The following is a 257-nucleotide window of genomic DNA, read 5'->3' on the forward strand; positions in this document are numbered from 1 at the left end:
TTCTTGTCGGTAGGGGTCAAGGTCGTTGGCAAGAGTAAAAAGTAATACCGCTGTCTGTCCGAACTCTTTCTCCTTTTCTTCTTCGATACCCAAAGTTTGCAATCCAGGTTGCGGCCACACAGATAAAAAGCGGAAGCAGTGAGCCAGCTGACTGAGGCAGGATGCATTTGTGCCTGCACTGGACTCCACAGCAAGGGCAGCCCAATGGAACGCGTTCCCCAGAAGAGTCAAATGTTCGGGCAAGATTTTCTCAACGT

1 protein-coding gene is annotated in these 257 nt (G+C 50.2%); it reads right to left on the minus strand.

Going from position 1 to position 257, the window contains the following annotated elements; translation table 11 throughout:
* Positions 1–243: hypothetical protein (locus tag E1189_RS24155; RefSeq protein WP_230459786.1), on the minus strand; the 243-nt coding region annotated here is incomplete at its 3' end.
* Between the last annotated feature and the right edge of the window lie 14 nt (positions 244–257).

The organism is Parendozoicomonas verongulae, from assembly GCF_009711465.1.
Lineage (GTDB): Bacteria > Pseudomonadota > Gammaproteobacteria > Pseudomonadales > Endozoicomonadaceae > Sansalvadorimonas > Sansalvadorimonas verongulae.